This is a genomic window from Paracoccus sp. (in: a-proteobacteria), from assembly GCF_030538655.1.
Lineage (GTDB): Bacteria > Pseudomonadota > Alphaproteobacteria > Rhodobacterales > Rhodobacteraceae > Paracoccus.
The window spans coordinates 38745-59656 of record NZ_JAUNTO010000018.1; the positions used below are offsets into that span (position 1 = coordinate 38745).

At 64.4% G+C, this 20912-nt stretch carries 23 protein-coding genes; 8 read left to right on the forward strand and 15 right to left on the reverse strand.

Going from position 1 to position 20912, the window contains the following annotated elements:
• Positions 1-5: 5 nt before the first annotated feature.
• The 3 genes from rlmH to rsfS are packed head-to-tail and all read right to left on the reverse strand — an operon-like array spanning position 6 to position 1166.
• Positions 6-473, reverse strand: coding sequence for a 23S rRNA (pseudouridine(1915)-N(3))-methyltransferase RlmH (gene rlmH / locus Q4G22_RS12140; protein ID WP_303386161.1), 468 nt, complete (start codon positions 471-473; stop codon positions 6-8).
• A gap of 4 nt (positions 474-477) precedes the next feature.
• On the reverse strand, positions 478-837 hold the full coding sequence (locus Q4G22_RS12145) for a hypothetical protein (RefSeq protein WP_303386162.1): 360 nt from the start codon (positions 835-837) through the stop codon (positions 478-480).
• Positions 837-1166 (reverse strand): ribosome silencing factor, encoded by a 330-nt coding sequence (gene rsfS, locus Q4G22_RS12150; protein WP_303386182.1) that lies wholly within the window; start codon positions 1164-1166, stop codon positions 837-839. The genes Q4G22_RS12145 and rsfS overlap by 1 nt, the downstream gene beginning before the upstream one ends.
• Positions 1167-1619: 453 nt before the next feature.
• Between rsfS and leuC the strand changes: the two genes are divergently transcribed.
• Positions 1620-3056, forward strand: coding sequence for a 3-isopropylmalate dehydratase large subunit (gene leuC, locus Q4G22_RS12155; RefSeq protein WP_303386163.1), 1437 nt, complete (start codon positions 1620-1622; stop codon positions 3054-3056).
• Here leuC and Q4G22_RS12160 read toward each other — a convergent pair.
• On the reverse strand, positions 2974-3666 hold the full coding sequence (locus Q4G22_RS12160; protein WP_303386164.1) for a hypothetical protein: 693 nt from the start codon (positions 3664-3666) through the stop codon (positions 2974-2976). The genes leuC and Q4G22_RS12160 overlap by 83 nt on opposite strands.
• Positions 3667-3825: 159 nt before the next feature.
• Here Q4G22_RS12160 and leuD point away from each other — a divergent pair, with 159 nt between their 5' ends.
• From leuD to Q4G22_RS12175, 3 genes are all read left to right on the forward strand, one after another.
• Positions 3826-4431 (forward strand): 3-isopropylmalate dehydratase small subunit, encoded by a 606-nt coding sequence (leuD, locus tag Q4G22_RS12165; protein WP_303386165.1) that lies wholly within the window; start codon positions 3826-3828, stop codon positions 4429-4431.
• Positions 4422-5498 (forward strand): endonuclease/exonuclease/phosphatase family protein, encoded by a 1077-nt coding sequence (locus tag Q4G22_RS12170; RefSeq protein ID WP_303386166.1) that lies wholly within the window; start codon positions 4422-4424, stop codon positions 5496-5498. The genes leuD and Q4G22_RS12170 overlap by 10 nt, the downstream gene beginning before the upstream one ends.
• 126 nt (positions 5499-5624) lie before the next feature.
• Positions 5625-5918 carry a hypothetical protein gene (locus Q4G22_RS12175; protein ID WP_303386167.1) on the forward strand — a complete coding sequence of 98 codons (294 nt, stop codon included), beginning with the start codon at positions 5625-5627 and terminating at the stop codon, positions 5916-5918.
• 336 nt (positions 5919-6254) lie between these two features.
• On the opposite strand, the gene dapD is transcribed toward Q4G22_RS12175, so the two are convergent.
• A complete protein-coding gene (gene dapD, locus Q4G22_RS12180; protein WP_303386168.1) occupies positions 6255-7076 on the reverse strand; it encodes a 2,3,4,5-tetrahydropyridine-2,6-dicarboxylate N-succinyltransferase in 822 nt (273 codons plus the stop codon).
• Between the two features lie 92 nt (positions 7077-7168).
• Here dapD and Q4G22_RS12185 point away from each other — a divergent pair, with 92 nt between their 5' ends.
• Complete coding sequence (locus Q4G22_RS12185; RefSeq protein WP_303386169.1) at positions 7169-7996, forward strand: LOG family protein; 828 nt, start codon at positions 7169-7171, stop codon at positions 7994-7996.
• Here the strand turns inward: Q4G22_RS12185 and rlmN are convergent, their stop codons facing one another.
• Together rlmN and Q4G22_RS12195 are read right to left on the reverse strand one after the other, a co-directional pair.
• Positions 7997-9175: a 23S rRNA (adenine(2503)-C(2))-methyltransferase RlmN gene (gene rlmN / locus Q4G22_RS12190; RefSeq protein WP_303386170.1), complete on the reverse strand. Its 1179-nt coding sequence runs from the start codon at positions 9173-9175 to the stop codon at positions 7997-7999.
• Positions 9176-9311: 136 nt separating this feature from the next.
• Complete coding sequence (locus tag Q4G22_RS12195; RefSeq protein ID WP_303386171.1) at positions 9312-9833, reverse strand: invasion associated locus B family protein; 522 nt, start codon at positions 9831-9833, stop codon at positions 9312-9314.
• A 161-nt stretch (positions 9834-9994) separates the two neighbouring features.
• Between Q4G22_RS12195 and Q4G22_RS12200 the strand changes: the two genes are divergently transcribed.
• Positions 9995-10984, forward strand: coding sequence for an asparaginase (locus Q4G22_RS12200; RefSeq protein ID WP_303386172.1), 990 nt, complete (start codon positions 9995-9997; stop codon positions 10982-10984).
• A gap of 113 nt (positions 10985-11097) precedes the next feature.
• Here Q4G22_RS12200 and Q4G22_RS12205 read toward each other — a convergent pair whose 3' ends face one another.
• On the reverse strand, positions 11098-11862 hold the full coding sequence (locus Q4G22_RS12205; RefSeq protein WP_303386173.1) for a TSUP family transporter: 765 nt from the start codon (positions 11860-11862) through the stop codon (positions 11098-11100).
• Positions 11863-11959: 97 nt separating this feature from the next.
• On the opposite strand from Q4G22_RS12205, the gene Q4G22_RS12210 reads away from it, so the two are divergent.
• Positions 11960-12958 carry a nitronate monooxygenase family protein gene (locus Q4G22_RS12210; RefSeq protein ID WP_303386174.1) on the forward strand — a complete coding sequence of 333 codons (999 nt, stop codon included), beginning with the start codon at positions 11960-11962 and terminating at the stop codon, positions 12956-12958.
• An 81-nt stretch (positions 12959-13039) separates the two neighbouring features.
• Here the strand turns inward: Q4G22_RS12210 and serB are convergent, their stop codons facing one another.
• The 7 genes from serB to Q4G22_RS12245 form a co-directional block, all read right to left on the reverse strand.
• The gene (serB, locus tag Q4G22_RS12215) at positions 13040-13924 is read right to left on the reverse strand and encodes a phosphoserine phosphatase SerB (RefSeq protein ID WP_303386175.1); all 885 of its coding nucleotides are present in this window, start codon (positions 13922-13924) and stop codon (positions 13040-13042) included.
• 78 nt (positions 13925-14002) lie between these two features.
• Complete coding sequence (locus Q4G22_RS12220; protein ID WP_303386176.1) at positions 14003-14419, reverse strand: cyclophilin-like fold protein; 417 nt, start codon at positions 14417-14419, stop codon at positions 14003-14005.
• Between the two features lie 10 nt (positions 14420-14429).
• The gene (locus tag Q4G22_RS12225) at positions 14430-15119 is read right to left on the reverse strand and encodes a serine hydrolase (protein WP_303386177.1); all 690 of its coding nucleotides are present in this window, start codon (positions 15117-15119) and stop codon (positions 14430-14432) included.
• Positions 15071-15718 (reverse strand): alcohol dehydrogenase catalytic domain-containing protein, encoded by a 648-nt coding sequence (locus Q4G22_RS12230; RefSeq protein WP_368661479.1) that lies wholly within the window; start codon positions 15716-15718, stop codon positions 15071-15073. The genes Q4G22_RS12225 and Q4G22_RS12230 overlap by 49 nt, the downstream gene beginning before the upstream one ends.
• 16 nt (positions 15719-15734) lie before the next feature.
• Positions 15735-16520 carry an acetoin reductase gene (locus Q4G22_RS12235; protein ID WP_303386178.1) on the reverse strand — a complete coding sequence of 262 codons (786 nt, stop codon included), beginning with the start codon at positions 16518-16520 and terminating at the stop codon, positions 15735-15737.
• A gap of 66 nt (positions 16521-16586) precedes the next feature.
• Positions 16587-18386 carry an NAD(P)/FAD-dependent oxidoreductase gene (locus Q4G22_RS12240; protein WP_303386179.1) on the reverse strand — a complete coding sequence of 600 codons (1800 nt, stop codon included), beginning with the start codon at positions 18384-18386 and terminating at the stop codon, positions 16587-16589.
• 155 nt (positions 18387-18541) lie between these two features.
• Positions 18542-20287 carry a sigma-54-dependent Fis family transcriptional regulator gene (locus tag Q4G22_RS12245; protein WP_303386180.1) on the reverse strand — a complete coding sequence of 582 codons (1746 nt, stop codon included), beginning with the start codon at positions 20285-20287 and terminating at the stop codon, positions 18542-18544.
• A gap of 20 nt (positions 20288-20307) precedes the next feature.
• Between Q4G22_RS12245 and Q4G22_RS12250 the strand changes: the two genes are divergently transcribed.
• On the forward strand, positions 20308-20742 hold the full coding sequence (locus tag Q4G22_RS12250) for a hypothetical protein (protein WP_303386181.1): 435 nt from the start codon (positions 20308-20310) through the stop codon (positions 20740-20742).
• The last annotated feature ends 170 nt before the right edge of the window (positions 20743-20912 follow it).

Below are 20912 nucleotides of genomic sequence, written 5' to 3' on the forward strand. Positions count from 1 at the left end.
GACGCTCAGGCGCGGTGATAGGGGCTGCCGCCCAGAATGCTGGCGGCGCGGTAAAGCTGTTCCGACAGCATCACCCGCACCAGCATATGCGGCCAGACCATCCGGCCAAGGCTGATCTGCCAGTCGGCGCGGTTGCGGATCGCCGGGTCCAGCCCGTCGGCCCCGCCGATGACAAAGCACAGATCGCGCGCCTGATCGCGAAACCCGGCCAGCCGCGTGGCAAATTCGGGCGAAGTCATCTGCGCGCCGCGTTCGTCCATCACCGCCAGCGCGGCGCCTTCGGGGATGGCACGGGTCAGCAGCAATGCCTCGGCCGCCATGCCGCCGCCTTTTTTATCCTCGACCTCGGTGATCTGGACCGGGGGCAGGCCCAGGGGGCGGCCGGTCTTGGCGAAACGGTCCAGATAGTCGTGGATCAGCGCCTGTTCCGGGCCTGACCGCAGCCGCCCGACCGCCAGCAGGGTAATGCGCATCGGATCAGATCAGCGGATTGTCGGGCAGATCGGCGCAGCGGTTCGCGCGGCGGAACGCCTGCGCCTGCCGCCCGATGGCAACCAGATCAGGCGGTATGGCCACATCGCGCCGCTCCCCGGCAAAGCGCAGCGCAAAGGCCAGTTCGGCATTCGTGCCATGCGCGACCAGATAGCGCCAATAGGCCGGCTGACGCACACGGTCCTGCATGGTCGGCGCCACACCGAAAGACGCCGGATGCGCGCCGGGTGTCGGGCAGGTCATCCGCACCACGGTGCCCGTGCTGGCCGCCGCCTTGGCGCGGGGCTGGGACGAACAGGCCGACAGCACCATCAGCCCGCCCAGCAAGGCAATCGCAATCCGCATCAGTGTGGCTGATCCTCGCGCAGACGCGACAGCGCATCCGAGGGCAGCCACATCTTTTCAAGCTGATAAAACTCGCGCACCTCGGGGCGGAAGACATGGACGATCACATCGTCGGTGTCGATCAGAACCCAGTCGCCTGCGTCTTTCCCCTCGATCCGGGGGGTGCGGCCTGTCGCCTCTTTAAAGCGTTCGGCCAGCTTTTCGGCGATGGTGGCCACCTGCCGGGCGTTGCGCCCGGATGCGATGACCATGTGATCGGCCATGGCCGAACGACCGCGCAGGTCGATGGTCACGACATCTTCGGCCTTGTCATCCTCGAGCGAGGACAGAACACGGGCAAGAACCTGATCGCTGCCGGGTTCGGTGCCTGCGGTGGTCGCGGTCGGCTGTTCAGCCGTCGGGACGGGTCGGGACAGGGGGTCATCCTCCGTTCATCGCGCCGATTGCCCCGGCGCCGGGTTCCCTTAAAGATAGCAGTTTTTTGTCCTTTCTCAATCCGGCGCGGTGAAATTGCCTGCCGGATGCGGATTTTCCGCCCGCTGCCCGGTCGCGGGGCTGCCGCTGCCCGCCCCGCGACCCGGCTTTGGCCTGCACATCCCCCTTGTCACAAGAGGGCGCAGGACATAAAATCATCAGTAATGATGCGTTTTTTCGACATACATGACCGCGCCCGTCTGCCAGGGCGGTTCTACGGCGAAATTCTGGGCGTGACCGCGCGGGGCTGATGGCCGTGCCTGCCCTGATCCGCCCTGCCCCTTGCCATCTTTACGAAAGCCAAACCCATGACCGGCACCAATCCCGCGGGCGCGCCCCGCACGCTTTACGATAAAATCTGGGATGCCCATGTCGTCGATCAGCAGCCCGACGGCACCTGCCTGCTGTATATCGACCGCCATCTGGTCCACGAAGTCACCAGCCCACAGGCGTTCGAGGGGCTGCGCATGACCGGGCGCAAGGTGCGCGCGCCCGAAAAGACCATCGCCGTGCCCGACCATAACGTGCCCACCACATGGGACCGCGAAAACGGCATCGACAACGAAGAATCGCGCATTCAGGTCGATGCGCTGGATCACAACGCCCGCGAATTCGGGGTGAACTATTACCCCGTGACCGACATCCGTCAGGGCATCGTGCATATCATCGGCCCCGAACAGGGCTGGACCCTGCCCGGCATGACGGTGGTCTGCGGCGACAGCCACACCTCGACCCACGGGGCCTTTGGCGCGCTGGCCCATGGCATCGGCACGTCCGAGGTGGAACATGTGCTGGCCACACAGACGCTGATCCAGAAAAAATCGAAAAACATGAAGGTGGAAATCACCGGGCAGCTGTCGCCCGGCGTCACCGCCAAGGATGTCGTGCTGCATATCATCGGCGTCACCGGCACGGCGGGCGGCACCGGCCATGTCATCGAATATTGCGGCGAGGCGATCCGCAGCCTGTCGATGGAAGGCCGCATGACCATCTGCAACATGGCCATCGAAGGCGGCGCCCGCGCCGGGCTGATCGCGCCGGATCAGACGACCTTTGACTATGTGCAGGGCCGCCCCCATGCGCCCAAGGGCGCAGCCTGGGAAGCCGCCGTGAACTGGTGGCGCACGCTGCACACCGATGAAGGCGCGCAGTTCGACAAGGTGATAACGATCCGGGCCGAGGACATCGCGCCGACCGTCACCTGGGGCACCTCGCCCGAGGACGCCTTGCCGATCACGGCGGCGGTGCCCGCGCCCGAGGATTTCACCGGCGGCAAGGTCGATGCCGCACGCCGTTCACTGGATTATATGGGGCTGGAACCCGGCACCCCGCTGGATCAGATCCGCATCGACGCGGTGTTCATCGGGTCCTGCACCAATGGCCGGATCGAGGATCTGCGCGCCGCCGCCGACATCCTGCGCGGCCGCCATCTGGCGCAGGGTGTGCGCGGTATGGTTGTGCCAGGCTCGGGCCTTGTGCGCGCGCAGGCCGAGGAAGAAGGTCTGGATCAGGTGTTCATCGACGCAGGCTTTGAATGGCGTCTGGCGGGCTGTTCGATGTGTCTGGGCATGAACCCCGACCAGTTGTCACCCGGCGAACGCTGCGCCGCCACCAGCAACCGCAATTTTGAAGGGCGGCAGGGCTATAAGGGGCGCACCCACCTTATGTCACCTGCGATGGCTGCGGCTGCCGGGGTAGCGGGCCATCTGACGGACGTCCGCGCGATGACCGCCGTTTCCGCCTGAGGGGTTCCCCCCGCGATCCATGTCGGCGGCGACGCCGCCGCATGGGCCGGGGGGCGTTCATATGCCACAGCAACGACACCCCGATGATCGACAGCGCCAGCAGGTCCAGCCCGACATGGCGCGGCACCCCGGCCACATATCCATGCAGCCAGGCATCGACGCTATGGGCGCTGATGACGCGCAGCCCGATCACAGCCAGCAGCAACCCCAGCCCGATCAGCGCCGGAATATTGCGCAGCAGCCGTCCGCGCAGGGTCAGCATGATACCTGCCGTCACCAGTCCCGCCGCCGCCAGCACCCACAGCATCAGCGTTTGCCGCACCTCTTGCCGGTCGGCATACCAGCCGCCGACACGGGCAAAACAGCGGCCCGCCGCCGACAGGCCGGTATCCAGATCAAAGATGCGGGCAACGACCAGCAGCGACAGCATGATACCCAGCAGGGTCCAGAAAACCCGCCCTGCCGCGCGACCCTGACGGCGCACGACGGCAAAGCTGGTAACGGCGCAGCCAAGGCAGATCAGCGACACCAGCCAATCGCTGGTCGCGGGGCCAACCGCACCGGGTGCCCAGTTGCGCTGCACGCAATCCATGATTCGCGTGAAATCCACGCTATCCCCGCTAACCAGCTTGAATTATTCGTCTTTACAATCAAATTGGACAAAACCCAAGAGGGTTATGTTCGCACATTTAACTAAAATTCGGCGTTTTGCAGGGTGTGAAACCAGCCCTTGCCCCACCACGTCGCCCCACTGACAAAGGACAAGCAGATGCAAAAGTTCACCACACTGACCGGAATCGCGGCCCCCATGCCGCTGGTCAATATCGACACCGACATGATTATCCCGAAACAGTTCCTGAAAACGATCCAGCGTTCAGGGCTGGGCAAAAACCTGTTCGACGAGATGCGCTATGATGCGAATGGCGCGGAAATCCCGGATTTCGTGCTGAACCAGCCCGCCTGGCGCGAGGCACAGATCATCGTCGCGGGCGACAATTTCGGCTGCGGATCGTCGCGTGAACATGCACCCTGGGCCTTGCTGGATTTCGGTATCCGCTGCGTGATTTCCACCAGCTTTGCGGATATTTTCTTTAACAACTGCTTCAAGAACGGCATCCTGCCGGTGGTGCTGCCTCAGGACGCCGTGGACGCACTGATGGAGGACGCCCGCAACGGTGCCAACGCCCGGCTGACGGTGGATCTTGAGGCGCAGACCGTGACCGGCGCGGATGGCACCGCCTATGCCTTTGACATCGACCCTCATCGCAAGCACTGCCTGCTGAACGGTCTGGACGACATCGGGCTGACGATGGAAAAATCCGCCGTCATCGACGATTACGAGGCGCGGATGGCGCAGGCGCGGCCTTGGGTCTGATCCGCGCCGCGGCGGTTGCACTGGCCGCGCTGCTGGCGCTGCCCGCCGGGGCGGATGTGCCCGGCCCTGCCGATGGATCGGTCAGGGTGGCGACCTATGCCCCTGCGCTGACCCGGCGCGGGCCGGGGCTGTTGCTGCGCGACATTCGCAGCGGCAAGGATGACCAGATCGCCGCCGCCGCGCAGGTGATCGTGGCGGCGCGGGCCGATGTGATCGTGCTGACCAGCTTTGACTGGGATCACGACGGGCTGGCGCTGGATGCCTTTGCCGCCCTGCTGGCGGATCAGGGGCTGGATTATCCGCATCGCTTTGCCGGGCCGCCCAACAGCGGGCTGGCCACCGGCATCGACATGGACGGCGATGGCCGCAGCGGTCGCCCTGATGACGCGCAGGGCTTTGGCCAGTTTCGCGGTGCGGGCGGCATGGCGGTGCTGTCACGGCTGCCCTTGGGTGCGGTGACGGATTATTCAGCGGTGCTGTGGCGCAATCTGCCGGGCAATCTGATGCCCGATGATACCCCGCCGCAGGTAGCGCAGGTGCAGCGCCTGTCATCCACCGCGCATTGGGATGTGCCGGTGCAGACCGGGGCCGGAGTGCTGCATCTGCTGGCATGGTCGGCGACACCGCCGGTCTTTGGCCGCGACGGGGGCGAGCGGAACGCGCGGCGCAACCATGACGAGGCGATGTTCTGGCTGCACCATCTGCCCGACGCGCCCTTTGTTCTGGCGGGCAATGCCAACCTTGATCCGAACGACGGCAACGGCCGGCACGAGGCGATCCGCGCGCTGATCGCCGCCGCCCAAGACCCGCAGCCGCGCGGCAACTGGCCAGTGCCGCAAGGGCCACATGACGAGGGTCACAGCGGTGATCCGGCGCTGGACACGGCCTGGTGGCCTGACCGCGCACCGGGGAACCTGCGGGTGTCCTATGTGCTGCCCGCGCGCGGGGTCGAGGTGGCGGCGGCTGGCGTGGTCTGGCCCGACCCGGACACGCCGCTGGGGGCGGCGGTGGCGGCCGTGTCTGCGCATCGGCTGGTTTGGGTGGAACTGCGGCTGGGGGTGGAATAATTTTATATGCTGTCCGGCAGATGGCAATTTGTCGGAGCGCGGCAAATCCGCTATGCTGTCTTATCCCAAAGATGAGGTGAAATAACCACTCAGATCCGTGATTTGCTGATCCGTCACGGCCAAACGATGGGCTGCGCTCACCCGCTGATGCCGCATCTGAACCGCCGCGCCAAGGCGCGGCACCCTGTGACGGCCCATTACCGCACCGCCAACAGCAAAGGCTATATCTGCATCTGGGAAATCAGCGGCGGGCAGTTGTTCCTGACCGATGAATTGATAACCGGCTTGCCCCGGATCAAGCTGCATCGCCACATTACCATGCAATGGGTTTTCCCGCCGGCCCCTGCGCTGTTTCGGTCGATCAGCTCAGCAGCAATGTCGCCCTGCACAGCATCTTTTCGCGCATTGGGTCAGCGGTGAATTTCGCTGTGTTGAAGGGCGACTGCGCCGCTATGCCCGTCATGGGTGGAGCAGCATCTATGAACGCGACCGTATCCCGAATTTTGCAAAGGGGTGGCCGGTCGATGAATGGCTGATCCATAATCCGCCCGGCCCGCTGATCTATCAGATCACCACGGACGGACAGCATAGTTATGCCATGACCTGCGCATCTGCCCCGAAATCGCCGGGGCCAAGGTTCAGCCTGGCTGGAAAGATTGATCCGTTGGAGGCAGGTTTTGGGCGTTACCCCCGACGGCTGGGGGCGCTTCGCCCCCCAGACCCCCAGAGGATATTTAAGGACAAAAGATGCCTGCTTTAGTCGCGCAGCAGCTCGTTGATGCTGGTTTTTGACCGGGTTTGCGCATCGACGCGTTTCACGATCACGGCGCAATAGAGGTTCACACCGTTTTTCGATGGCATCGAACCGGCGACGACGACCGAACCGGCGGGAACTTCGCCATACATGACTTCGCCGGTTTCGCGATCAACGATTTTCGTTGATTTGCCGATGAACACGCCCATGCCAAGGACCGAGCCTTCGCGGATGATGCAGCCCTCGACCACCTCGGAACGGGCACCGATAAAGCAGTTGTCCTCGATAATGGTCGGGCCGGCCTGCATCGGTTCCAGCACACCGCCGATGCCGACGCCGCCAGAGAGGTGCACGTTCTTGCCGATCTGCGCGCAGGAACCAACGGTGGCCCATGTGTCAACCATCGTGCCTTCATCCACATAAGCACCGAGGTTCACGAAGGACGGCATCAGCACCACGCCCTTGCCGATATAGGCCGACTTGCGAACGATGGCGTTCGGGACGGCACGGAAACCGGCGGCCTGCCAGTCTTTTTTCTTCCAGCCTGCGAATTTACTGTCCACCTTGTCCCACCAGGTGCCGCCCTGCGGGCCGCCGGCGTGCTTTTCCATATCGTTTAGCCGGAACGACAGCAGCACGGCCTTTTTCGCCCATTGGTTCACATGCCAGTCACCCCCGCGCGGTTCGGCCACGCGCAGCGCGCCGCTGTCCAGCGCGTTCAGCGTTTCTTCGACCGCATCGCGCGTCTTGCCTTTGGTCTCGGGGGTAATCTGGTCGCGCTTTTCCCACGCGGCTTCGATGGCGGTTTCAAGATCGGTGGTCATGGCGTGTCTCCGGGTGGCAAATTCTGCCTTTGGGCTATAAGCGGGGGCAAAGGCCCGTGCAATGCGCCGGGTTCGCAAAACAAGAGGTTCCGATGACGCCGGACGACGACCGTGCCCACGCCCTGACCCACAGCGACGAGGATGCCGCCCGCGCCACCCGCATTGCTGATACGCCGCAGACCCGGTCGCCCGCCTATCGTCTGGCCTATACCGACCGCGACTTTCTGATGCGCGAGGAATTGCGCCCGGTGCGGCTGCAACTGGAGTTGCTGAAACCGCAGATGCTGATGGATGAACATGGCATCGAATCGACCGTGGTGATGTTCGGCGGCGCCCGCATTCCCGCGCCGCAGGATGCCGGGTCGGCGCGCACGCCGATGCTGGCCGCTTTGTCGAGATATTACGAACAGGCGCGGATCTTTGCGCGGATGATAACCGAGCGCAGCCTTGCCACCGGCGGGCGCGACTTTGTGATCTGCACCGGCGGCGGACCCGGCGTAATGGAGGCGGGCAATCTGGGCGCACAACAGGCGGGGGGCGAATCCATCGGTCTGGGCATTGTTTTGCCGCATGAACAGGCGCCGAATATTTACGTCACCCCGGAACTGTCGTTCAATTTCCACTATTTCGCCATCCGCAAGATGCATTTCCTGATGCGGGCGCGGGCGATCACGGTGTTCCCCGGCGGTTTTGGCACGCTGGACGAATTGTTCGAGACGCTGACCCTGATCCAGACCGAGCGCATGCGGCGGGTGCCGGTGCTGATGTTCGGGCGTGAATTCTGGGACGGCATCATCAACTGGGATGCGCTGGCCGAATCCGGCACCATATACGCCGAGGATCTGAACCTGATGCGCTATGTCGAAACCGCCGAGGAGGCGGTGGCCATCATCGACAACTGGGCACCCAAGCCGCGCTGATTACCGTGCAGCCTCTGCCGCGATCTGAGCCGCCGATTTGCGCCCCCGCTCGGTCGCGGATTTCAACTGCCCGCAGGCGGCCATGATGTCCTCGCCGCGGGGGGTGCGGATCGGGCTGGCGTAACCGGCCTTGTAGATGATGTCGGCGAACGCCTCGATCCGGTCCCAGGACGACCGCTTATAGGGCGCGCCGGGCCATTCGTTGAACGGGATCAGGTTGATCTTGGCCGGAATGCCGCGGATCAGCTTGACCAGACGGCGCGCGTCATCATCGCTGTCATTCACGCCGTCCAGCATGACATATTCAAAGGTGATCCGCTCGCTGTTGGACAGGCGCGGGTAATCACGCAGCGCACCCAGCAGCGTGTCGATATTCCAGCGTTTGTTGATTGGAACCAGACGGTCGCGCACCTCATCGGTGGTGGCGTGGAACGATACGGCCAGCAGACAGCCGATTTCCTGCGCCGTGCGGGCGATTTCCGGCACCACGCCGCTGGTGGACAGGGTGATGCGGCGGCGCGACAGGCTGATGCCTTCGCCATCCATGACCACCTGCATGGCATCGCGCACCGATTCAAAATTATACAGCGGCTCGCCCATGCCCATCAGCACGACATTGCTGACCAGACGGGTTTCGTCCTTGGGCACGCCGGGCTGCGGCCACTCGCCCAAGTCATCCCGCGCCACCATCACCTGCCCGACGATTTCCCCGGCGGTCAGGTTGCGCACCAGCTTTTGCGTGCCGGTGTGGCAGAAACTGCATGTCAGCGTGCAGCCGACCTGAGAACTGATACACAGGGTGCCACGGTTTTCCTCGGGGATGTAAACCGCCTCGACCTCGTGCCCACCGGCGATGCGCAGCAGATATTTGCGGGTGCCATCGGCCGAGACCTGCCGCGTCACCACCTCGGGCAAGGCGATCTCGAACCGCTCGGCCAGCAGGGCGCGGTAATCCTTGGCCAGATTGGTCATCTGCGCGAAATCGCGCACACCCCAATGGTAGATCCACTGCCAGACCTGCCCGACCCGCATCCTGGCCTGCTTTTCCGGCGTCCCCGCCTCGATCAAGGCCGCGCGCAACTGATCGCGGGTCAGCCCGACGATATTTACCCGCCCGCCGTCGGACAGCTTGCGGGGGATGGTCACGACATCCTGAGTGATCGGGGCAGACATGGGCAAACCGGATTCTTAAGAGGAAAGACCCGGATATACGCGAAACAGGCCGGTCTTTCAACCAGCCCGCATCTTCTGTCCGTAAATATCCTCTGGGGGTCCGGGGGGCGAAGCGCCCCCGGCCTTGGGGCGCGGGTGCCGGTTACTGACAGCGCGACCGGGCGGTGTTGGTCGCCGCCGTAATCCCGGCCAGGCTGAAGGTATCCACCGTCCGCGTCCCGCGCGACGACCGGCCCGACACCACCGCCGTTGCCCCGGCGCGCAGGGCCGAAATCAGCCGCGCATCATCATCGGCACTGCCGGTCCAGGCGCTTTCACCTTCGGTGAACAGGTTGAACTTGGCGCCGCCCACATCCACCTCGACCGTGGAATCGGGGGCAAAGGGATAACCGCCGCTAAAGCTGACCTCACCCTGCTGGCCGGGACGATAGGCGACATACAGGCGAATATCGCCCCGGTTCACCTGCACCGGCGCCCCGTCACGCGTATTCACCGAGGAGCGCGGCGGCGACACCGCCCAGCATTCGCGCGGGCTGTCGGCGGCGAATACCGTCCAGTCACCTTCGGTGGCAACGACATTCGTGGATTCCTGCGCCTGTGCCGCACCAATCCCTGCGGCAAGGATCGCGATGGCGGTCATGCCCCGCAGCGTGGTAAGTTTCATGCTCTGGCCTCCTGCCAAATTCGCCTGTTTACCGGCTTTGAATCTGATTGCTGTGGCGTTTTCAACCACCTCGCGCGACAATAGCGCGATTTTTGCTGCGCAAGAAAGGCCCCTTGGCGGGAAATCGCGCGAATGTCAGGGATACACAACGAACGAGGGGCATGATGGCACCAGCCGATCTGATCGAATTGTGGCGCGGCGGGATGCGCGAAAGCGTGCATCAGGGCCATGCGGTGGTGGCCGATGCGCGCGGCATCGTGGCCGCATGGGGCGATCCGGGGGCGGTGATCTTTCCGCGGTCGTCGTGCAAGATGATACAGGCCCTGCCCTTGCTGGAATCGGGGGCCGCCGATGCCGCCGGGCTGACGGCGGAACAACTGGCCCTGTCCTGCGCCAGCCATAACGGCGCGGCCATCCACACCAGCCGCGTGGCCAACTGGCTGGCAGCGCGCGGGCTGGCCGAATCAGATCTGCGCTGTGGCGCACATATGCCCGCCGACAAGGACGAAAACAAACGCCTGACCTGTTCAGATGAATCGCCCTGCCAGTTGCACAACAACTGTTCGGGCAAACACGCGGGCTTTCTGACGCTGAACCAGCACCTGCGCGCCGGTCCCGAATATATCGAGGTCGATCACCCGGTGCAGACCGCCATCAAATCCGCCTTCGAGGATGTCACCGGCGAAACCAGCCCCGGTTATGGCATCGACGGCTGTTCCGCGCCCAATCACGCCTGCACCGTCACCGGGCTGGCCCGCGCGATGGCGGCTTTTGCCGCGCCGCAGGGCGATTCGCGGGGCCGCGCGATGGAACGGCTGGTGCAGGCCATGTGCGCCTTCCCCGAACTGGTCGCGGGCGAAGGGCGTGCCTGCACCAATCTGATGCGCGCCATGGGTGGCCGCGTCGCCGTAAAAACCGGGGCCGAGGCGGTCTTTGTCGCCATCGCCCCCGACCGGGGCCTGGGCATCGCGCTGAAGATCATGGACGGCGGCACCCGCGCATCCGAGGCGGCGATCACCGCGATTCTGGTGCATCTGGGCCTGCTTGATGCCGATCATCCGGTGGTCGCCACCTATCTGACCGGCCCGCAAAAGAACTGGCGCGGCATCGTGACCGGCGAATTGCGCCGCGCGCCGGGCTTTGCGGGCTGATCTGTCACGAAAGATTTGCACGGACGTGTTTAGGTGCACGCGCGGCAGCCAGTCCCCGGCATCTTGCCGCAGTCTTGCCGGCCGGCGTCCTCTGGGCAGAGGGGACGCCGGTTCTATTCCGCCATCAGCCGCCAGATCAGCCGCAGCGCCAGCGTGGTGGATGTGATGACCAGCAGCGGCTTGATCACCCGTGACCCGATCCGCATCGCCAGCCGCGACCCCAGCCATGCCCCCGCCATCTGGGCCACACCCATCGCCAGACCGATGGCCCACAAGGGCGCGCCCGCGATGGCAAAGGCGATCAGCCCGCCCATGTTCGAGGCAAAGTTCAGCAGCTTGGTATGCGCCGTCGCCTTGAGGATGCCGTATCCGGCCAGCATCACAAAGGCCAGCATAAAGAACGCGCCCGTCCCCGGCCCGATCAGCCCGTCATAAAACCCGATCAGAGGCACCACCGTTGCGGCAAACATCGCCGGTCCCATGCGCTGCACCCGGTCCAGATCGTTCAGCCCCGGCTTCAGCGCGAAAAACGCCGCGATCGCCAGCAGAATCGCGGGCAGGACATAGTTCAGCGCCTGCACCGGCAGCCAGGCCACCAGCGCCGCGCCCAAAGCCCCCGCCGCAAAGGCAATCAGCGCCAGCCGCCCCTGCCTCCGCAAATCGACCAGCCCCGCGCGGGCATAGCTGATTGCCGCCGTCGCCGCCCCGAACGCACCCTGCACCTTGTTCGTGGCCAGGGCCTGCGCGGGCGGGATACCGGCCAGCAACAGCGCCGGTACGGTAATCAGCCCGCCGCCGCCCGCGATGGAATCCACGAACCCCGCCGCAAAGGCGGCAAAAATCAACATCACGGCCAGATCAAGCGTCAGTTCAAACATGCCCGCCACATGCGCCCGGCGGGATCGAATGTAAACCCGGCTTTCCGGCGGGCCACAGCAGTGCCATACTGCCCACCAACGGGGGCAGGAGGATCTGATGGATTTCGCAGCATACCGGGTGATTCAGGCACCGATGGCGGGGACCTCGACTGTGGCTCTGGCGGCGGCGGTGGCGGTGGCGGGCGGCTTTCCGATGCTGGCCTTCGGGGCGCTGGATGCGGATGGGGCAGCAGCAGCCATGGCCGATCTGCGGGCACGATGGGACGGGCCGTTCGGCGTCAACCTGTTCTGCCACACCCCGCCCCGCCGCGACCCCACGCGCGAAGCGGCGTGGATCGACCATCTGCGCCCGGCCTTTGCCGGTGTCGGGGCCACCCCGCCCGGTGAACTGACCATCCCCTATACCAGCTTTCGTATCAACGACGCGCTGTTTCGCACCGTGCTGGCGGCACGCCCTGCCGTGATCGGGGTCCATTTCGGCCTGCCCCGCGCCGATCAGATCGCCACGCTGACAGACACCGGTGCCACCTTGATCGCCACCGCCACATCGGAACCCGAGGCGCGTCTGGCGACCCGATCCGGCATCCGCGCGCTGATCGCCCAAGGCTGGCAGGCGGGTGGGCATCGCGGCATCTTTGACACCGATGGCCCGGACGAGCGGCTGTCAACGCTGGACCTGACCCGGCAACTGGCGCGTGTGGGCGTGCCGGTGATCGCCGCAGGCGGCATCATGTCCGCCGCTGACGCACAGGCAGCACGCGATGCCGGGGCCGTGGCGGTGCAATGCGGCACCGCCTATCTGAACGCCGATGAATGCGGCACGCCCCCCGCACATCGCGCGGCACTGGCCGGTGGGCAAACACAGATGACCCGCGCCATATCCGGCCGCCCGGCACGCTGTCTGCTGAACAGGTTCACGGCAATCGAGGCCACAAACGCGCCCGACTATCCCCTGCCCTATTCGGTGGGCAAAGCGCTGCACGCCGCGGCATCAGCGGCAGGCGACAGCGGCTATGGCGCCTTTTGGGCCGGAACCGGCGCGGCACAGGCCATCGCCGCCCCAGCCGCCACGATCACCGCCATGCTGCGCGTCTGATCCAGACGGCACAAGGCCGCGCCTTGCCTGCCCAATCCCCACGCAACCGCACGCACGAAAATCCGCCCGCAGACCCGCAGATTAGCCCACCGGGCTGACGAATTCGGCGTTGCTGTAGCCTTGCAGATACAGCAACGCCGTCAGATCGCCGTGGTTGATGCGCACCTGCGCCTGCGCGGCCACCACCGGCTTGGCGTGCAGGGCGACGCCGGTGCCCGCCTCGGCCAGCATCCCCAGATCGTTAGCGCCGTCCCCCACCGCGATCACATCCGCCGCCGTCAGACCCCGCGCCGCCACGATGTCATGCAGCGCCTGGACCTTGGCTTCGCGCCCCAGCACTGGCAGGGCGACATGGCCGGTCAGCACTCCGTCATCGGCCAACAGCGTATTCGCCCGATGCTCGTCAAAGCCAAGCGCCGCCGCCACCGGCCCCGTGAACGCCGTAAACCCGCCCGAGACCAGCGCGGCATAGCCCCCATGCGCCCGCATCGTCGTCACCAGTTCCACCCCGCCGGGGGCAAGGGTGATGCGATTGTCCAGCACGTCCTGAATCACCCCTTCGCGCAGACCCGCCAGCAGGCCCACACGCTCGATCAGCGCCTCGTGAAAGTTCAGCTCGCCGTTCATGGCCCGTTCGGTGATCGCGGCCACGCGGTCGCCCACGCCTGCCATCGCGGCCAGTTCGTCGATACATTCCTGCCCGATCATCGTGCTGTCCATATCGGCCAGCAGCACCTGCTTGCGCCGCCCATGGGTCGGCTGCACTGCCAGATCAATACCGATGGTTTGCAGATCACCGGCCACCTGATCCAGATCGCCGGGCATGGCGGGCATCTGGAATTCCGCCGCGATACCGGGGTTCAGCCAGCGCACATCCGCCCCGCCCCACGACCGGCGCAGGCTGTCGATCAGCGCCGATTCCAGATTGGCGACCGATGGCGCGGCGATCAGCGAAAGCGTCAGCATGGGCGGCTCCTGTTTGGTTGCGGGCGGTTTAGGGAAAATCCCCACCCGACGCCAGAGCCAAGCCCGCGCAAAGCGCCATCAATCGGCGCGGATCACCGCCGGACCATCGGCGCGCGACAGCGCATCCAGATCGCCGCCAAACCGACCGATGGGCACGATGCCGCGATACCAGGGGGCATCACCGTAATAGAGCACGATATTACCCCAGGGCGCGAACAGCGCCACATCGCCCGGCGCGGGATCATATCCCTCGGGCGCGCCCTGGGTGGTCAGACGGCGCGGCAGGCTGAAGACCTTTTCGACGCGGTTGTAATCGCTCAGCTCAATATCCAAAGGCAGCAGAGCGGCAAAATCACGCGCCGTCGCGCTGTCGTTCAGGGTGATCTGGAACACGGCATCACGGGTGCTCAGGGTCAGGCTGGGCATCTTGTCCTCGGCGCGCAGGATCGGGGGAAACAGGGCGACAACAGTCAGGGTCATCAAGGCGGTTTTCATCAGCGACCCTTCAGGCGGCGGCGGTGATCCGGTCGGCAAGGCGGCGCAATTCGCCGAAATAACCCTCACCTCGCGCCGGGCGGTCGGGATCGGATGTGATGGCGATGCTTAACCGGCGCGAGGGCACCACGACCAGCATCTGCCCGCCATAGCCGCGCGCATAGGCGGCGGGCTGACCGTCCAGCCGGGTCAGAAACCAGCCATAGCCGTATTGATCGCCCGAAAATGGTGACCGGGTGCGCGGTTGCATCGACGCCGTAATCCATGCGCGGCTGACCACCTGCCGGTCACCCATCCGCCCGCCGTTCAGCACCATATCCCCGATTCGGGCCAGCGCAAGCGGACTGACCGCCATATCATTGCCCCCCAGATAGCGCCCCTGCGAATCGGCGATCCAGCGCGGAATGGCGATGTCCAGCGGTGCCCTCAGCCAATCGCGCGCCATGGCATGCAGGCTGATCCCCGAGGCCCGCGCCAAGGCCGCACCCAGCACATGCCAGCCGCCGGTGGAATAGATGAACCGCCCGCCCGGCGCACCCTCGGGCCGGGCCAGAGCCGATTCCACCCAGTCGCGGCTGCTGACCCAGGCGCCGTAATTCGCGCCCGAGGTGCTGGCCAGCCCGGTTTGCATCGTCAGCAGATGGCCCACGGTCAGCCCGTCGCGGGCATCGCCAAAAGGGGCGTGTCCCAGCAGCGGCAAGACCCGCTGATCCGCAGCGCCTCAAGCGTCAGCAGGCCAATCGGCCCTGCGCCAAAGACGGCGGCCTTCTCGCCCGCCCTGATCTTGCTCAGTCGGACGGCGTGCAGCGCGACCGCTGCCGGTTCGATCAAGGCGCCCTGTTCCAGTGACAGCCCGTCTGGCATCTTGTGAACCATCCGCGCAGGCACGACCCAATAGGCGGCGAAACCGCTATGGCCACCCGACAGCCCGACAAAGCCAAGACGGTCGCACAGGTTGTATTTGCCGTCCCGGCAGGCGGGGCAGTCACCGCAGGCGAAGATCGGCTCGATTACGACAGGGTCGCCAATGGCCAGCCCCTCGACCCCTGCACCCAGTTCGCTGACCGTGCCGCAATATTCGTGACCCATGGTGATGGGCGCCTGACCGCCGCTCAGCGGGTGGGGCTGATCGACCGGCACGAAAATTGGCCCGGCCAGATATTCATGCAGATTGCTGCCGCAGATCCCGGTCCATGCGACCTTGATCTTGACCTCGCCCGGACCGGGGGCCGGTTCATCAACCTCTTCGACGTGAATATCCTTGGCGGCATACCAACGTGCCGCTTTCTTGATGATAATTCCTTATGTTGAGGGTTCAGCGAAAGACCATGCCGCCGTCGATGACGATCGACTGGCCAGTCATGTAGTCGCTGTCAGGCCCGGCCAGATAGGCGACCAGCTGGGCGACATCCTCGGGCGTTTGCGACCGGCCAAGCGCGATAGAGTCGCAGAATCTCTTGAAGGTTTCGCCTTTTTCGGCGCCAGTCAGTTCGGCAAAGCGGGCGTCGATTTCCTGCCACATGTCGGTGCCGACGACGCCGGGGCAGTAGGCGTTGACGGTGATGCCATCGGCGGCGAGTTCCTTGGCCGCGACCTGTGTCAGTGCGCGCACGGCGAATTTGGTCGAGCAATAGGCGCCCAGCATCGCATATCCTTCATGCGCCGCGATAGAGGCCGCCGAAATGATCTTGCCGCGGGTGCCATTGGCCTTGAACTTGGCCGCTGCGGCCTGAATACCCCACAGCACGCCTTTGACGTTCACGGCGTGAACGCGGTCCATTTCCTCTTCGGTGATTTCGGAAATGGGCTGAACCTGCGCGATGCCGGCATTGTTGATCATGATGTCAAAGCCGCCCAGTTCCGCCTCGGCAAAGTCGATGGCGGCGGCGACCTGATCGCGGCGCGTCACATCGGCGGCCCGAATGGCAATGGGGCTGTCAAAACCCTGTGCCGCCGTGCGCAGGTTGTCTTCGTTCAGATCGACCAGCGCGATTTTCGCGCCATCTGCTGCCAGCCGTTTCGCGATGCCCAGCCCGATGCCGCGCGCACCGCCCGTAATCATCGCCACCTTGCCCGTCAGGGGCTTTCCTGTCGTGGTCATAATATACCTCCTGTTTTCAAAAGATTGACTTGTCCGGGGCGGTGCCGCCCCGGACATAAAGGCCGGTCACGACAGGTGATGGACGTCCTGCAATTTATAGACGGAGGTTTCGATCCCCTCCATCCGCGCCTTGAGTTGCAGCGCCAGATACAGCGAATAATGCCGCGACTGGTGCAGGTTGCCGCCGTGGAACCACAGGGCTTCTTGCTGAGTCGGTTTCCACATGTTGCGCTGCTCACCCTCCCACGGGCCGGGGTCTTTGGTGGTGTCTGACCCCAGACCCCAGACCTTGCCGACGCGATCAGCCACATCCTGACCCATCAGATCAGCGGCCCAGCCGTTCATCGAGCCATAGCCGGTGGCATAGACGATCAGATCGGCGGGCAGTGTCTGGCCCGAGGTCAGTTCGACCCCCTCGGGCGTGATCTGCGCGACATCGCCCTGCACCACCTTGATTTCGCCGTCGATGATCAACTGACTGGCGCCGACGTCGATGTAATAGCCGGACCCGCGCCGCAGATATTTCATGAACAGGCCCGACCCGTCGTCGCCCCAATCCAGCTTGAACCCGGCTTTTTCCAGCCCGGCATAGAAATCCTTGTCGCGTTCCTTCATCTGCTCATACAGCGGGATCTGCCACTGATGCATGATCTTGTAAGGCAGCGAGGCAAAGATCAGATCGGCCTTTTCGGTGGTCACACCATTCTTGACCGCTTCTTCGGAATAAAGCGCGCCAAGGCCGATTTCCATCAGCGAATCCGACCGGACGATATGGGTCGATGACCGCTGCACCATCGTGACATCGGCATCATGTTCCCAAAGCGCGGCGGCAATATCATGGGCCGAGTTATTCGCCCCGATAATCACCACCTTTTTGCCCGCATACGCGTCCGGGCCGGGGTGCTGCGATGAATGGTGCTGATCGCCGGTAAAACTATCCGCGCCCGGAAACTCGGGGATGCGCGGTTTGCCCGACATGCCGGTTGCCAGAACCAGTTGCTTGGGGCGGATCACGACCTCTTCGCCGTCGCGGTCAACGGTGACCACCCATTCCTTTGTCGCCTCGTCATATCTGGCCGATTTGCATTCGCTTTTCGTCCAGTAATTCAGCTCCATCACATTGGTATACCATTCCAACCAATCGCCGATTTTGTCTTTGGGGGCAAAGACCGGCCAGTTTTCGGGGAATTTGATATAGGGCAGGTGGTCATACCAAACCGGGTCGTGCAGGCACAGCGACTTGTATCGCTTGCGCCACTGATCGCCCGGGCGGTCGTGCTTGTCGATGATGATGGCCGGCACGCCAAGCTGACGCAGCCGCGCGCCAAGCGCGATGCCGCCCTGACCGCCACCGATGACCAGAACATAGGGCTGGCGGGTATAGCCAAGCTCGGCCGCCTCGGCTTCGCGTTCCTCTTTCCAACTAAGCCGGTTCTTGCCCGCGCCGTGTTTGGCACCCAAGGGGCGGTTGGCGCCCTTTGATTCCTCGAACCCTTTCAGTTCTTGCAGGGCGGTCAGCAGGGTCCAGATCTTGCCTTCTTTCAGGCGGATCAGCCCATAGCCGCGCCCCGTTGCGGTTTCAAAGCGGATCCAGGCGGTGGTGATGCCATCGTCCTGGGTGGGCGTTTCGTTTTCATCCAGCGCCCAGCCGGACGGCTGCGCCGTGGCAAGCTGGTTGTTCAGCATGTCTGCGACCTGATCGCGCCCCTCCATCGTGCGCAGGTTCCAGGTAAAGGCGACCAGATCGCGCCAATAACAATCGCTGACAAACATCTGCGCGGCGCGTTGGGCATCCTTGGCCGCCAGTGCAGCACCGAAATCATCAAGCAGCGCCTGCACGCTGTCGGTCAAATGCGAATCGAGCATGTTTTCCTCCTCCCATGTCTCTCGTCCTCCGGGGATCAGCTTGCGGGCGAGAGCTGGGCCGGGACAGGATTTTCGAGCGGATGCTGCGGCGCGGCGGGAAAATTCAGGCGGCGCGGTTGCATCTGCAACGCCGCGCAACGGTCGTGTGCAACAGGTCAGTTCGGCGGGGTCAGCCCGGCCCGCTTGACCCGGCGCATGATGGTCGAGCGGTTCACCCCCAGCCGCCGGGCGGCCAGCGCCATGTTCCAGCCGCAGGCATCTAACACCGTTTCAAGGCTGCTGTTCGTGTCGCCGCCCGGCTGATCCAGCACCGGATCGGGCAGATCGCCGCTGTCGATCACGCCGCCGACCGACAGGCTGACCGCCACCTCGATCGTGTTGGCCAGTTCGCGCAGATTGCCGGGCCACAGGCGGGATTTCAGATCGGCCCGAGCAGCCGGGGTCAGGCGCAGATCATTCGGGTTCCGTGGCCGCAGCAGCCGTTCCAGCAACCAGTCGAAATCCTGACGCAGCCGCAAGGGGGGCAGCGTTAGGCTGGTTCCCGCAATTCGAAAGAACAGATCGCTGCGGAACGCGCCCTCGCGGGTCATCGCAGCCAGTTCCCCGCGGGTCGAGGCAATGACGCGCAGCTTGGAATCGGTCAGCAGCCGGATCAGCGCCGCCTGCGCGGCTTGCGACAAATCTTCGGCCCCGCGCAGAAACAAAGTGCCGTGATCACCGGCCTGAGGGCGCAGCGCCGCAATCGCTGCAGGATCAACCCCGGCGCAATCCAGCGCGATAAAGGGCCGGGATTGCGGCTCGCACAGGTGGATGGCGCGCGCCAGCTTTTCCTTGCCGGTGCCGGTCTCGCCCGACAGCAGCAGCGGGATCTGCGTCCGCGCCAGTTTTGCGGCCCGCGACAGCACCTGCTGCATGGCCGGATCAGGCCCGGCAAGGCTGGACAGCCCGCCCGGCAGCACCTGCCCCGACGTCCGAGCCACCCGAGGCGCTTGCGGCGCAATCGCATGGCCGAACAGCGCCCGCCCGTCGCGCAGCCGGATCACCCGTTCCTCGGGTGGGCGACCGCGCATCAGCTCGGGCAGGTCATCGATGTCGATATCCATCAGCCGATCAAGCCGCTGGCCGATCAGATCGCCCGTGTCAGGACCCAGCACGGTCTGCGCCGCCCGTGTCAGCCCGATGATCTGCCCCGAGGCGTCCAGCGCGATGGCCGCTTCGGGATCGACCTCCAGAAATTCGGGGTTGGCGGCCAGCCGCAGCACCCAGTCGCGCCGCGTCATGGACATCAGATTCGCCATCTCGACCCGCCGCGCCGCCGCGCAGACAAGGTTCATCGCCAGATTCTGGCTGATCTTTGGCAGCGGCGAATGCAGCAGTGACACATCCAGCACCGCCGCCAGCGTCCCCGAAGTGTCAAAGATCGGCGCGGCGGTGCAGGACAGCGGTGTGTGATGCAGGTCAAAATGATCGCTCTGATGGATCGTGACGGGTGCGCCAGTCATGATGCAAGCCCCGACCCCGCAGGTTCCGGCCAGCTGTTCCGACCAGTCCGACCCCAGATACAGCCCGGCGGCGCGCAATTCGTCCTGCTGCTGCGGGCGGCCAAAGAAATCGACCGTGACGCCCTTGGCATCGGCCAGCAGCAGCACGTAATTCTGGCTGGCCAGTTGCCGGAACAGCGCCCCAAGACCCGAGCGGGCAATGGCGATTAACTGCCCCGCCTGCTCGCGCCGGCTGCGAAATTCGGCATCGGTGACGATATGCGCGGGCGAGGGCCGCGCCGGGTCCAGCCCATGCGTTTCGATGCAGCGCCGCCAGCTGTCCAGCACCACCCCGTCGCGGCCCGTCTGCTGACCGCGCATGACCCGTTCAATTTCAGCGGCGTGTTCTTTGTCCTGCATGATCCCTCCACGCCGGGAGTATGGCATGGAATTTTGGGCGTGCATGCCGTTTTTATAACGTGCATCGGCCCGCAGCTTTTGGGCACCCGCACGTGCTGCGCCATTCTTGCGGCCTCGCACTGGCCAATCGGGGCTATGACCTGCGACTTATCCAAGACTATTTGGCCACCGAGACCCCCGACACTCGGCGCACTATGCGCGTGCTGCACCGCGGCGGTTCGATCGGTTGTGGTGAACGGTTTGAGCCAGATGTGAGTGGGAAGCGGTCTTTCGCTGCGATCGTGACTGATGGCGGCGATGTGCAGGAAGCGGGCATTGCCCAAACTGAAGCTCGCGTCACGGTTTCAAGCGATTTATGGCCCAGGCGCCATTCATTCGGACATCACGACCTCGCCTTCTTCTTGAATGATTTTCACAACGTCGATAGGATCGTTGAAATAATTTCGATATGCTGATCGTAGCTGTTTCGGATTACTTGTCCTGACGTACACAGCATTAAAACTTGAACTTGAAGTTTCTAGTTCGGTAGCTTTGGCAATCGCATCGCCGGAATTTCTGAACGGGATCACCTCTAGGTTCAGGACCCATTGATTATAACCTTGTTCGATGATTCAGGAGGTGCCAG